The organism is Pseudomonas sp. TE21394 (genome assembly GCF_054057835.1).
Genome location: NZ_JBSRZR010000001.1, coordinates 4,097,275 through 4,109,974 on the forward strand (window position 1 = coordinate 4,097,275; position 12,700 = coordinate 4,109,974).

The 12,700-nt window shown below is 58.7% G+C and carries 9 protein-coding genes and 1 pseudogene; 2 read left to right on the top strand and 8 right to left on the bottom strand.

Annotated elements, in window-relative coordinates:
- The first annotated feature begins 213 nt into the window (after window positions 1-213).
- Window positions 214-1,404: a hypothetical protein gene (locus ACVWZT_RS18680; protein WP_457470723.1), complete on the top strand. Its 1,191-nt coding sequence runs from the start codon at window positions 214-216 to the stop codon at window positions 1,402-1,404.
- A gap of 50 nt (window positions 1,405-1,454) precedes the next feature.
- Entirely contained in the window at window positions 1,455-1,643 is a 189-nt protein-coding gene (locus ACVWZT_RS18685) for an MbcA/ParS/Xre antitoxin family protein (RefSeq protein WP_457470725.1), read from the top strand.
- Window positions 1,644-1,819: 176 nt separating this feature from the next.
- Here ACVWZT_RS18685 and ACVWZT_RS18690 read toward each other — a convergent pair.
- The 8 genes and pseudogenes from ACVWZT_RS18690 to ACVWZT_RS18725 all read right to left on the bottom strand — a co-directional run bounded on the left by ACVWZT_RS18690 (window position 1,820) and on the right by ACVWZT_RS18725 (window position 12,587).
- Window positions 1,820-2,804, bottom strand: a pseudogene (locus ACVWZT_RS18690) (IS5 family transposase).
- A gap of 563 nt (window positions 2,805-3,367) precedes the next feature.
- Entirely contained in the window at window positions 3,368-4,129 is a 762-nt protein-coding gene (locus ACVWZT_RS18695) for an Abi-alpha family protein (protein ID WP_457470726.1), read from the bottom strand.
- Window positions 4,130-4,461: 332 nt separating this feature from the next.
- A complete protein-coding gene (locus ACVWZT_RS18700; RefSeq protein WP_457470728.1) occupies window positions 4,462-5,349 on the bottom strand; it encodes a hypothetical protein in 888 nt (295 codons plus the stop codon).
- Entirely contained in the window at window positions 5,346-6,608 is a 1,263-nt protein-coding gene (locus ACVWZT_RS18705) for an AAA family ATPase (RefSeq protein WP_457470729.1), read from the bottom strand. Before ACVWZT_RS18705 ends, ACVWZT_RS18700 begins: the two co-directional genes overlap by 4 nt.
- 227 nt (window positions 6,609-6,835) lie before the next feature.
- Entirely contained in the window at window positions 6,836-8,083 is a 1,248-nt protein-coding gene (locus tag ACVWZT_RS18710) for a tyrosine-type recombinase/integrase (RefSeq protein WP_457470731.1), read from the bottom strand.
- 448 nt (window positions 8,084-8,531) lie between these two features.
- Window positions 8,532-10,754 carry a GMC family oxidoreductase gene (locus ACVWZT_RS18715; RefSeq protein ID WP_457470732.1) on the bottom strand — a complete coding sequence of 741 codons (2,223 nt, stop codon included), beginning with the start codon at window positions 10,752-10,754 and terminating at the stop codon, window positions 8,532-8,534.
- On the bottom strand, window positions 10,751-11,242 hold the full coding sequence (locus ACVWZT_RS18720) for a sorbitol dehydrogenase (protein WP_296230678.1): 492 nt from the start codon (window positions 11,240-11,242) through the stop codon (window positions 10,751-10,753). Before ACVWZT_RS18720 ends, ACVWZT_RS18715 begins: the two co-directional genes overlap by 4 nt.
- A 4-nt stretch (window positions 11,243-11,246) precedes the next feature.
- Window positions 11,247-12,587 (bottom strand): cytochrome C, encoded by a 1,341-nt coding sequence (locus tag ACVWZT_RS18725; RefSeq protein WP_457470734.1) that lies wholly within the window; start codon window positions 12,585-12,587, stop codon window positions 11,247-11,249.
- Window positions 12,588-12,700: the final 113 nt, after the last annotated feature.

The window sequence follows — 12,700 nt, forward strand, 5'->3', positions numbered from 1 at the left end:
TTGTAGATCTTGCGTTCGCTGGTTGTCGCCTCCTGGCAGGCAAGAGCGGGTGAGGGCAGGCGACGTTCATGCTGCCTGGTGGTCTCGCGGGCCAGGTTGATCAGGGTGGCGAAATGCTGGGGGGGCTCGGATCATCGGCTAGTGCCACCACTCAGCCCTGGCGCGAGCGCCACGGCGCCGACCTGACCACGCTCACCTGACAAGGAAGCCGGAATGCAAACTCAGCAATCCACCGTCATCTACCTCGACAGTTGCGACTATTCGAACCTCAGCCGCCCCTCGCTCGACGCTGCAAAAGCTGAACAGTTGGCTGCGCTCAGGGCACTTAAGAAGCGCGGCGATGTGGTGTTTGTGTACTCCGGCGCGCACATTTCCGAGATGTCGCCCTTGGATCAGCAATACGCCAACGCCGCTGTGGCACGTACTGAGTGGATGGTCGAGCTCTGTGGCCGCTCAACTATGATTGCTTACGATCGACTGATACGGGCGGAGCTGACTCGCTTGGTGGAGCGCGACCCGCACCCCGTGAACGTCTTCGACGACAACGGTGGTTGGTTCCCCGACATGGGCTCATTGATAAATCCGTTGGATAAACTGGATTTGAGCGGGCGGTTAAAGGAAGACGCAGATTGGAAGAAGATGAACCGCCAGCAGCGCAGGAGGGCCGAGGCCGCCCTGATAAAAAACGGCAGCTTCCGAAGCAGTTTCGAGCAGCGTGCTGGGGAGATGGATATCAGCGAGCTTCTGACCAAGATACCGATGCGACCGAAAGATGCCTTAGTGATGAAACGGTATGTTATCGGCAAGGCGGCGCGGCAGCAGGCCGAGAAGGCCTTTCTGGAAAGCCTGCGCGATCCAACCTTCATGGCGCAGTGGTTCATCAACCACCACGATCAGATGGGCGCGATTACCGATTGGGTTAGGCGGCCTGCCCAGGAGTTTCTGGAGAGCTGCAATAAGACGCTGATGACGCTGGCCGAAAACCTGGCCAGGTTTCCGGAGGATGAACAGGCCAAAGCACTGAAGGGGGTCAGCGGCGATCGCTGGGTGAAGTTGAAAAAACAGGGGTTGCTCGATATCGTGAGTAGAGTGACCGCACGTTTATTTCCTGGTGCTTCGGAATGTGACGACGCAGCCCTGATCGAGCATTACTGCCCTGGCCTCTTCGTCTGCATCAACGGCATATACAATTCACTTCAGAACTCGCTGGGGGTGAAGGGGCGCGCGCTGAAAGGCAGCGATTTCGTCGACATCATCCACGCGCTCTACATTCCATACGTATCGTTCTTCCGAGCGGATCGCTACATGTGTGGAGTGCTTCAGCCGCTGGCCACGCGCTTCGGAACACAGGTCGTGGAATCGCCTGCCAAGCTGATTCAAGTTCTTTGTACCGAGAGAGCCTGACGGCACTCATTCAGGCAGCGTGTTCACCTGCCACCGCAGAGGGTCTGACCATGGACTACACGCTTTTGATTTTTGGCGAAGCAGAAAGGATATTTGGTGACAAAGCAAAAGCGGCGGTCTGGCTAAGCAAGCGCAGAGCAGCCTTTGAGGGCCGCTCTGCACTGGAGATCGTTGTGGATGAGGCTGGGTACCAGAGGGTGAGGGATGAACTGATACGGTTGGAGGAGGGCTACATTTAGCGGCGCCCTCTGCTGCTTCTGTGTGTGGGTGTGTATTGAGCCCTGGATGCTGGTCTTTAAGGAAGCTCCGAACAAGTCGCCCAGCAACCAACAATGGACGACGTTTGGCCTCAGAAAAGTTCGGTTTACAGGCGCTGATTATTGAAAAACCAAGGTAAAACCCTGGTCATCAGGCCTTACGGGCGCACCTCTCCCGCAGCAATCAATAAAATGCCGGCGCACCCTCCTCAGATTCGACAGGGCAAACAGCGTGGTCAGTTGCGCCGTGTTCTTGCCCAAGCCACGGAAGCGGGTTTTCACATAGCCGAATTGGCGCTTGATCACACGAAAGGGGTGTTCGACCTTCGCTCGTGCCTGCGCTTTGACCTTCTCGATCTTGCGTCTGGCTTTGTAGAGCACGCTGCGTTTGCTCAAGTGCTTGTAGGTGCTACGACGAGCCGCAATCTGCCAGATCACCGGCCTTCCTTCATGCTCTGGCCGCTTCTCCACGCCGGTATAACCCGCGTCGGCACAGATAACATTTTCATCGCCATGCAACAGCTGAGCGACCTCCGTTACATCGGCCACATTCGCCGCTGTGCCGTGAACGTGGTGCACCAGACCCGACTCGGCATCTGCACCGATATGCGCCTTCATGCCAAAGAAATATTGGTTACCTTTCTTCGTCTGATGCATCTCGAGATCGCCTTTGCCTTCCTTGTTCTTGGTAGAACTGGGTGCGTGGATGATGGTGGCGTCGGCAATCGTGCCCTGGCGCAACGACAAGCCCTTGTCTCGCAGGTAATTGTTGATGGTTTCCAGAATGCCCGTTGCCAACTGATGCTTCTCCAGCAGGTGCCGGAAATTCATGATTGTCGTGTCTTCTGGGATCGGAGCGCTGAGCGTCAGACGAGCAAACTGGCGCATCGAAGTGATCTCTTACAGCGCCTCTTCCATGGCTGGATCGCTCAATGAGAACCAGTTCTGCAGCAGGTGAATACGCAGCATGGTGTCCAGTGGGTACGGCTTGCGACCACCGCCGGCCTTTGGGTAATGCGGCTCGATCAATGCCAGCAAACCGCTCCACGGCACGACCTGCTCCATCTCGGCCAGCAAACGCTCGCGACGGGTTTGCTTGTGCTTACCGGCGTACTCGAAATCGGAAAAGCTCATCTGACTCATGGGCAAGGCTTGTTGAGGCGACTGAACGGAGGCTATTTCAGCACAGGTCAGATGGCCTGTGCTGACTTGATCGGAAAATCCTTAGGCATTTCTTATGCAGTAGGCGGCTGCGGTTCTTACATTGATATTACACGATACGACCCGAAGTGAGTTTTCTGAAGTCACTTTAAAATCTGGACGAGTGAAGCGCATATATTCCGCTTCACTAAAACCAAGCTTTTTCATCTCTTTCGGGACGCATGCACACACATTTCGGGATACACCCTTCTGAGCACACTCATCTACTTGATGTTCACGCACCAGTGAAATTTTGATCTTTGTCGCCGCAACCTGATAGGAGGGTGGCTGCGACCATCGCAGCGGCAATTGTAAAGAAAATACGCATATCTTCCTTTCTTGTGAACTGCGCCTGTCGTAGACGCACTAATAGGCAGTGTGATAGGGGCATCATGTAGCCATCATTCGGTGGTTATCGTATCAAAGACTCGCCAGCCAGGCACATTGGATGCCAGTGACCACAGCAGAGACCTCGCCCAGCTTCCCCAGGAGTGTTAGTCGAGCGGCTATTCGGCTGGAAGGCCAGGCCTACTCAGATCGCGATCGTCTGTATGGGTAGTATGCGATTCACTGTATCCCGTGCGAAGTCTAGAGGGGGGTATGCGGCAGGCGTCCACAAATGCCTTTCCTGCTACGGTTGGATTTACTCGATTGTAACTTTCCCCGCCACCCCAGGTGAGTGCAGGGGCTATGCAGCCTAGGCGAGCGAGATTGCTGAGGGATAGCAGTACAGCTTGTTCAGGAAGGGCGGGCTCTGTATCGGAGTCATCTGCGATGCGAGCTTGATTAGGGAGGCCGCTTGTAATTATGCCCTTGTGTTGGCTGTTCTCGAATGGTAGCGAGTAAATTGCGTCAAGTACTCGAGCATCAAGACTAGTCAGCTGCTCAAGTATCACTGCGTAGGAACGTCGGATCTCGCCGTTGAAATTTGCATTCGCTGCATTCACGAGCAATGCGGCCCAGCGATCTTGGAGCTCGTTGTCCTCTTCCAACGTGGCTCCCTGTAGCAATGGGAGCATTAGTTTAAGGGGGATAGGACGACTGGGGGTTGTAAGCCCCACCTGGGCCATTAGCTCCTCAGCCTTTTTTGCTAGTCGGACTGATCGCTCCCAGCGCAGGTATTTTAATTTGTCTTCAAAAATTCCAAGTCCTTGCTCAAGAGTGCCGGAAATGAACTTTGAGATAAATCCACCTACTTCCCTAGCGGCCTCGATAGCTTGGCCAGTTGTTTTTGCGACTTCTTGCACTGCTTTGGCTTGTTCGTCCATAGGTATCCGGTGTCTTCGGAGTGGAATTGAGATTAGCCGCAAAGCGCAGAGGCTCAGGTCAGAATTCAATCAATCATGGAGCTAGAAGCTGTTGCTAGATCAGCGTGGAGTGTAGTCCTCCCGAGCTAAATTGGCACTGAACTGGATGGTGCAGCCTACAGGCTTTATGGATATTGGTCCGCAATGAAACTATTCCCAATCAATCATCGCAGGGAAGCGGCAATCCTGAGCCCGACTGTTCACCGGATCGAGGGGAGCACTGCCATGACGGGGCAGCAGCAACGAAGGTGGGAAGCATGCCACCCTGGAACGCTTATGGGTAGTCACGCCGTTCAGGCGTGCGGCAGCGGTGTCCCCAACTCGCTCAACATATATACCCGGCACTGTTCGAAAACCTGCCTGGCCATTGTAGCATCGCTTGCCCACAGCCGTTTGAAGGCCCGCAGACAGTTGGCGTGCGGCAGGTTTGGCGAGTCGATCCTGGCAATCAGATCAAGGTCCGAAGCGCTGGCCTGGCCTTGTTGCTGTGCCAGCAGCGCTGGGCCGAACACTGTGATCATGCGCGCCCGGTCACGGTGCAATTGCTCACGCGCATTCAGCCCGAAGAAGTCGATGATGATTTGTCCGCGCAACCTGTCCGGGCCTGCTGCCTGTGTCGGAACGGCTACCGTTGCCTTGAAGGTAATGAGCGCTTCAGGGTCTTCTGCCTGGGTCCCCAGCGGGTAACAAAGGTAGGGCCGCTCGGTGGTTAGGTCCGCGACGGATGACTCGATCGCTCCTCTTGCTCCTGCAATCGGGAAGTAGTTCGACTTGAAGATAGAGTTGCACACCTTGCAGGAAGCGGCGTAGTTCAGAGGGTCATAGGCAAGCCAGAAGTAACCCTGTTCGCTGGCGTCGCCCATCGCCACGGTGTAGTTCAAAGCAGAATGCCGCTGCGGGTCGGGCCAGGCCAGAACGTTGGATTTTGGCCGAAAATGTTCAAGGTCGAATTCAATCGTGCCGTATAGCGGGCTTTCGAATTGCCGCTCGCAGAACACGCATTTGTTGAGCTGCAGCTTCATGAACACGGGTTTCACCGTGCTCCAGATAGCCGCTGTTTCGGCGTAATGGCCTTGCGCGACCAGCTTGAGCTTGCGTTTTTGGGCTTTGCCGGCCCACTTGGGGTCGACAGCGGCAATCTCGGTCGTCAGTTCTGCCAGCTCGACGGCATACCTGATCATTGCTTGCCCTCTCCCTTGGCACTGGCAGGCAGTGGCGCCGGGTGCGTGAGCCGTGCAAGGAATTCGAGGGCAGCTGTCGTATCACCGTTTGCGGCTTTCTCGAACAGTTGCTCATCTTCAGCCTTGAAGGCATCCGGCCGGGTCGTCTGCAACCCGAAGTAGGCGGACAAAAGTAGCTGTTCCATACTTTTGCCGAACACATGTTCCTCAAGTTGCTTGATGGTCGCAGTGCCGTCTTCGGCCGTATCAGTGATGAAGATGTTCTCGCGCTTGACGGTGCTGGCGACCAGTGGGCTGTGCGACGTGAAGACGAACTGCAGATGGGGGAAGGTGGTTGCCAGCGTGGGCACGACACTGCGTTGCCATTCGGGATGCAGGTGCAGGTCGATCTCGTCCACCAGTACCATGCCGGGCACTTCATCGATGCGCCGGTTTTCGGGTGTCACGTCGCACAAGTGGCTCAGCAGGTCGCTGACCCAGCCGATGAAGGCCTTGTAGCCATCGGAAAGGGCGGTGAAGGGGGTAGGGATGCCTTCGAAGAGGAAAAGGTACTGCTCGTCTTCCTCATCGCGCTCCCCGGTGAACCGGATGTTGCCCGGCAACACACGGTTAAGCAGTTCGATGACCGACTCCAAGCGCTGAGGTGCCCGATGCTGCAGGCGTGAAAGCCACAGTTGAAGCGGGCGCAGCGTCAATTGATCTTCGAACAACCCGGCGATTCGCTGGTAGCGCAAACCTCGCGAACGTCGCGCGCTGCTTGCGGAATAGTCGCCGGTCTCGACCCGTCTTGTGGCGCCGTAGCCGACCACGAAGAAGGCGGGTGAGTAAACATCCTCAAGCAACCGGCTGATCGGAGAGTCTGGCGTGCTTTCAAGATGAAGCCGGTCCAGGCTCCCCTTTCCACGTGTTTCTAGACGAGCCAGCAGTTCCAGCTTCTTGCTCCTAGATTGAGGAAAGGATTCATCGCGTGTGATGACGGCTTCAATCTTCAGGAGGCATTGCGCAACACTGGGAGCGTCGGGTTTTGCGCGCCGAACCAGGCGATAGGGCACAAACCCCGACTCCAGCAGTGCAGGGGCCAGGGTGGCAATGGCCAGGGCGCGCAACACCGAGGATTTGCCACCGCCGTTGTCACCGAGTATCAGATTGACGTTTTTCAGCTCAGGCACGCTTTTGCCAACACGACTCGGATACTGCAGATCAAGCACTGCCTTGCCGTAGCATTTGAAGTCATAGATGTGCAGGGATTTGGCGTACAAGGCCGTACCTCATGGATGAGTGCGTGGTAGGCGCACAGTGTACGTCGCAATCAGGGCAACTTCAGCCCCTTGAGTATCTACCTGGTGCCGGCCTGATCCGCTTTGGAGGCCACCGGCTGCTCATTGATCACCGTTACCATCGCGTACACCTGCGCAAGCAGGTAGACATCCGCAGTTCGAGTCTCGTTTCCATTCGTTAATTCAGTTCCGGCAGCACCTTGCCTTTGTCAGGTTGCTTTGCAACCTGACAGTGCATAGCGAGCCCACTCCTCCATAAGCTGTTTTCGTTTTTCCAGCAGATCGCCTCGTCGATACGCTGCTTCAGTCGCATTACTAATTTTATGCGCCAAGGCCATTTCAGGAACGATGTTGGCGAAGTTGGTTGTCTCGGCAGCCCAGTCTCTGAAGCTTGATCGGAAACCATGCATGGTGATGACTTCGCCGGCTTCGTTGCGCCAGCCTGGTCCATTGTTGGCTAAGGACTTCTCATCCATACCGCGTATTTTTTGTAGCATTGTCATGTTCGAGATCGGTCGACCAATGCTACGACCAGGGAAAAGCAACCCGCTTTTGCTTACCGCCTTCAGGCACCTGAGCGTATGAAGGGCGGCTTTAGATAACGGCACTCGATGCTGGCGCCCGGCTTTCATTCGGGAAGCCGGAATAGTCCAAATTTCTTCATCCAGATCAACTTCTTCCCAATATCCACCTATCACTTCGCTTGTACGCAGAGCGCACAGCACGGTTAACTTTACCGCTGTTGAACTAAGATCCCTGGAATGCTCAAGTTCTGCCATGAAGGCTGGCAATTGCTCCCAGGGTAGCGCCGGATGATTACCACGATCTGCCAGCCTTCTTCTAGGCAGAAGCTTGTCCAGATGCCCTCTCCATCGAGCGCAGTTTTCACCCGTGCGCAGCCGGCGTGCTTTGGCGGCATCGAGAACAAGCTCTAGCCGGTTTCTGACCCTGGCCGCTGTCTCAGGTTTAGTGGTCCATATTGGATTCAGAATCTTGAGGATATCGTCTGTTTCTACTTCGTCGACTGGTTTTTCTCCGATAAAGGGGAATGCATAAGTTGTGAGTGTGTTGACCCATTGTTGCGCGTGTTTTGCGTTTTTCCAGCCGGCTCTATGGGCTTCGATGTAGCCCACTGCACAAGCGCGGAAGGTGTTTTCAAGATTCATCTCCCGAGCAACCCGCGCAGCCTCAGCCTGCTGGAGTGCATCAGCCTTGTGTGTCAGAGGGTCGATACCCTCACGAATCAATGCTCTGTGAGTGTCGGCGCGGGAGCGCGCCTCCTTCAATCCATAGTGAGGGTAAGGGCCCAAGCCGATTTCCTTGCGCTTGCCTGCAAGCTGGTAGCGCAGCACCCACGCTTTTCCAGACTTTCGAATGACAAGGCGCAGGCCATCGCCATCATCGTATTTGCCATAGTCCTTGAGATTTTCTATCAATTTCGCGGTGAGCTTGCGCATGGTGGTGGCCTCCGATCTTTGAATCCGGTCCCCCATTTGGTCCCCCACTCGTAGCCTGGAAACAGACGGAACTGGGCGGAAGCTAGAAGACTGCGGCAACATGCAAGCTACCCCAAATATGCCGTCCTAGAGCGGCCGGATGTCGGGTTTTGGATGCCGGTGGTCGGGAGTGGAAACACACTTCGAATGACTACGCTTCCGCCATACAAGTGCTTGATTCAGTTGATGTTCACGACTGCTTACCGCTCAAGCGGGAGCGTTTCGGGAACACTGGGGAATCACGGCAAGAGAAAGGGGCCCTCCGTGGCCCCTTTGTCGTTTCTGCAGCTCAGCCTGAGCGCCAGGTTCGCCAACCCCACCACGACCGGCCCTTGCTCGCTGAGCCACTTCGCATAATGCGCGAAGGTCAGCGCCGCTGACGTGTACCTGTGGGATTGTATGAAAGCGCCTACACTGACCCGAAACGCACCTCCACCGCCAGGCTGCCCAGGTTATCGCGCAGGCCAGCCCCGTAACGCCCGTCCAGGTCGTCATTGATGCACAGCTGCAGCTCGCCCTGCTGGCCACGCGGCAACTGTGCCTGGTTGCCGACCAGGAACGGCGCGCCGCTGTTACCGATACGCCCGATCAGCGCTCCTTCCGGTTGGCCCGGCAAGGTGTAGCCGGGCTTGGCGATGAGCCCAGGGTTGCCCGCCGCGCCAACCATTCCGGTGGCCGGGTTGGCTGTCCACTGCCCACCGGTGCACACTGCCAGTTGCCAGCTCTGCCCGTTGACCTGCACGCCGGTGCCCTGCCAGGCCTGGTTGGCCTGCACCTGCACGGTACGCTTGAGCAGGTCGCTGGCAACCACGTCGGCGGCCTGGAAGGTCAGCGCGGTGATGGTCAGGGTCGGGTTGGCGGTGCCGGTGGTGGGGAACACGCCGTCACCGACCAGGAACAGGTTGGGGTGGTCCCAACTGCGCTGGTCCTTGTTCACCACCGATTTGGTGCTGTCCGTGCCCATCCGATAAGTGCCCATCAGGTGGCCGGCGCCGAAGAACGGATAGTGCTGGCCGTCATACTCGAACACCGTCTGCGGCCCCGGGCCCACCTTGGGCGCGAAGTCGGTCAGTTCGGTGGCGCCCAGCAGTTCGGTGATGATATGCGTGGCGGCCAGGCGCGCCTGCTTGAATCCCTCCTTGGTGTAGTTGGAGAAGTCGTAGGTGATCTGCGGCCGAGGCAGGCCTAGGCCATCGGTGAACGTCTTCGACACCTCCACCCGGCAAACCGCCTTGTCCGGGTCTTGCTCCAGTTGCTCGACCAGGAAGCCCAGGCGGAACTGGCGGGTCAGCACGCTGTTGAGCTGCTGCACCAGTGCCGTGCCGGACAACGCCTGCTGGCCGGGGTTGGCACCGCCGATGTTGGTGCCGTCGATGTAATCGCAGACCGTGGTGTACGGATCATTCGCCGACCAGTTCCAGCCCTCGTTGCCGATCTCGATACGCCAGGCGGCACGCTGGCTGCGGAACGCGCCGTCGCGCATGTCCTCGATCCCCGAGGTGGACAGCGGCCCGCGGAACGGGAACAGCGGCTTGCCTTCAGGCATCAGGCCCCAGGCCAGGTATACCGGGTGGTCGGACAGCCCCCGACCGACCTGGCCGCTGCTGTTGGCCACACCGTTCGGGCTGTGCGGGCCGACCGAGTTGAGCAGCAGTTTCGGCGTTTCGATCGCGTGGGCGGCGATCACGTAGCGTTTACCCTGGGCCAAGCCGTTCTGCCGCCTGCCGTCGTTCTGGTACTGGATGTACTCGATGCCGGTGACGCCGCTGGCATCGACCTGCACCTTGCTCGCCACACTCTGGTAAAGGATGCGCACATTGCCGGTATCCAGCGCCTTGGCCATGGTCACGGTGGCGTCATACTTGGCCTGGATCGGGCAGATCGGCGTGCAACTGGTGTTGCCGGCGCACACCCGGCGGCCGTTGTCGTTCTGCGAGTTGCGCCCGGCTGGTGTTTGCCGCACCTTGAGCGTGACACCCTGGTACTGGGTGCCATCGACGGCCTTGCCCAGGCCTTGGTCGACCAATGACGGAGGAATGCCGTGCATGCTGTATTTGTAGCCCGGCGGGAAGGTTACGCCGAGGTAGCTTTGCGACGCGACATCGGCGGATACGCCTATCTCCTCCTCGGCGCGACAATAGGCGGTTTGCAGGTCGTCGTAGCTGATCGGCCAGTCGACCCCAACCTGATACACGCTGCGCATGCGAAAGTCGTTGGGCAACAGGCGCAGGGCCGTGCCCATCCAGTGCCACATGGTGCCGCCGCCCACGCGTTCATAGGTGCTGGCGAACAGCAACGGTCCCTGCTGTACCAGGTAGCTCTTCTGCGCCTTGTTCGGGTCACTGCTGCCGGCGGTTATCAGGTCCTGGATGGTTGCCCGTGGGGCGAACTGCGTGGCCGGGGTCTGCTCGGTCTGCTCGGGGGGGTAGGGTGACTCGGGCGCCTTGAGCACGGCGGTGTAGAAGCGCTCCAGGTACTCGCTGCGGTTCGGCGGTATGGCCGGGCCAGACTCGAGCACCAACACTTTCAAGCCGGCCAGGCCCAACTGGTAGGCCATGACGCTGCCGGCCATACCGGCGCCCACCACGATCACATCGGCGGTTTCGATACTTTGGGTTTGTACATTGCTCATGGCTGCTGCCCTTCCTTGGCGTCAACACCGGTGAACTGCTTGAGTGTGGGGGGCTGCTCGGCCCAGTAGCCGAAGTGGAACTGGCTGTAGCCCATGGGGTGGGACTGGGCGATCTTCCACGCCCAGCTTTGCTTGTAGGCCTGGTCGGACACCACGCTGGTGTCACCCTTGTGTGCGCTGCCTTGGTCATACGGCTGGTACCAACTGCCGAGCAGCCACAGCTTCATGATCGAGCGCGCGCCTTGGGCGATCTGCGGGTCCGAATTGCCGAGTACGGCGCTGGCAATCTGTGCAGGGGGCTGGCCCTTGAGGCTGACGTACAGCTCCAGCAGGTTGCTGAACGCCGCGGTGCCCATGCCTTGCTGGGTGGTGGCGAAGAACAGCGGTGGCAGGTTGATCGGGTCGACGGCAGGCGCCAGCCGGTCGGCTGACAGGCCGGTGAGTACGGCGGACAATTCGATGAAGTTCTGCAGGTTCGGGTCGCTCATGGCATCACTCCTTGGCGCCAGTGGATTGGGCACGTTCAAGCAGGAAAGTGAAATCGGCGAAGCTGGTGCGCGGTGACTGGGTCACACGAGTGGTCGCGTTGTTGTGGCACTCCATGCAGCTGGATGACGCCTGCGGCGTGGTGCCCTGGTTGTAGGTTTCCAGCGTGGCGTTCGCCAGGAAATTCGGCGCAGGCGTGCCCAGCGGGTTGGTTGCCGAGGGTACCTGGCAGTCATCGGCGGGGTCGGTCGGCCACTGGGTGCTGATCAACTGGTAGTTGGCCCACACCGTGCCCTTGAGCGCGCCTTGCCATTGTGCGTTGAGCTGGTGGGTAGCGGCGGTGAGCGGAATTTCCCGCACGATCTGCGAAGGCGTGGCCTTCTTCGACGGGTCCCACGGTGGTGCGGGCGGCTCGTTCACCGGGCGGTCGCTGGCCTGGGCGTCGTAGAACAGGTAGGGGCCTTTGCGCTCGCTGACCGGCGTGGTCTTTTCCGGCACGTTGCGCACGTGCTCGAAGCTCGACCATACCCACTGTGGGGCACTGCTGGTCTTGTGCACGATGTGCAGGCCGACCAGCCCGACCTTCTGCGCGCTGCACGACTCGGGAATCACCGCACCCTTGTTCGGGTCGGCGTTGCCGGGGGTGTAGACCAGCGCGTCGACGGCGTGGAAATCCGCCGGGTTGTCACTGCCATCGAGCACTTTCCAGGCCGACTTGACCATGATCGCGCCGACCTGCTGGGTTTTTTGCGAGCCGCAGGCGAAGGCGATGCGGTTGCCGGCCTTGCCCAGGAACGCTTGCTGGCCTTCCTTGCTGTACAGGCCGTTGTTGACGATGTCATCGAACATTGGCTGGTTGACCATGATCGCGTTGCGCGTGTAGGTGCCGCTCTGGTCGACCAGTGGGCCGGTCTTGAACGGCTGGATGAACTCGTCGAGCACGCCGGCGACCTTGCCCATCTGCTGCAGCACGGGCAGGTCCCCCTGGCCTTGGCAGGCAGCGGGTAGCGGCGAGTCCTGGTTCCAGGCGACCGGCTTCTGGCCTTTGGGCAGGAAAATCTCGTAGCTTTCCTTCCACGACTCCCACACCGTCTGCCCCGGCGCGCCGATCTTCAGCGAAGTGTTGGCGCTGCCGTCGGCATTGGCAGGCCAGTTCAGGGCGACGAAGGTCTGCCACGAGAGCACGTCGAAATCGTGTTGCAGGTTGTCCAGGGTGAAGGGGGGCGTGGCGTTGACATCGAAGGGAATCGCCGGTGACAGCACCGGGGGGCTGGCCGCATCGGCCATGGCGAGCGCACTGGTGAAGCTTGCACCCAGGCACGCCAACCGTTTCAGGGTTATTTTCATTGTCGTCTCCTCAGCAGATAGAGCGTCGGGACGACGAGGCGGAGTGGCCCTTCCTGGACCCTATGTTTAGCGTTATCCCTGACGCTAGGCTGAAGGCTAGCCGTCGCGTCGGA

Excerpts from the sequence above, each read along its gene's own strand:
- ACVWZT_RS18685 (WP_457470725.1), top strand. The coding sequence starts at position 1,455 with ATGGACTACACGCTTTTGATTTTTGGCGAAGCAGAAAGGATATTTGGT.
- ACVWZT_RS18710 (WP_457470731.1), bottom strand. The coding sequence starts at position 8,083 with ATGCGCAAGCTCACCGCGAAATTGATAGAAAATCTCAAGGACTATGGC.
- ACVWZT_RS18680 (WP_457470723.1), top strand. The coding sequence starts at position 214 with ATGCAAACTCAGCAATCCACCGTCATCTACCTCGACAGTTGCGACTAT.
- ACVWZT_RS18720 (WP_296230678.1), bottom strand. The coding sequence starts at position 11,242 with ATGAGCGACCCGAACCTGCAGAACTTCATCGAATTGTCCGCCGTACTC.
- ACVWZT_RS18725 (WP_457470734.1), bottom strand. The coding sequence starts at position 12,587 with ATGAAAATAACCCTGAAACGGTTGGCGTGCCTGGGTGCAAGCTTCACC.
- ACVWZT_RS18700 (WP_457470728.1), bottom strand. The coding sequence starts at position 5,349 with ATGATCAGGTATGCCGTCGAGCTGGCAGAACTGACGACCGAGATTGCC.
- ACVWZT_RS18695 (WP_457470726.1), bottom strand. The coding sequence starts at position 4,129 with ATGGACGAACAAGCCAAAGCAGTGCAAGAAGTCGCAAAAACAACTGGC.
- ACVWZT_RS18715 (WP_457470732.1), bottom strand. The coding sequence starts at position 10,754 with ATGAGCAATGTACAAACCCAAAGTATCGAAACCGCCGATGTGATCGTG.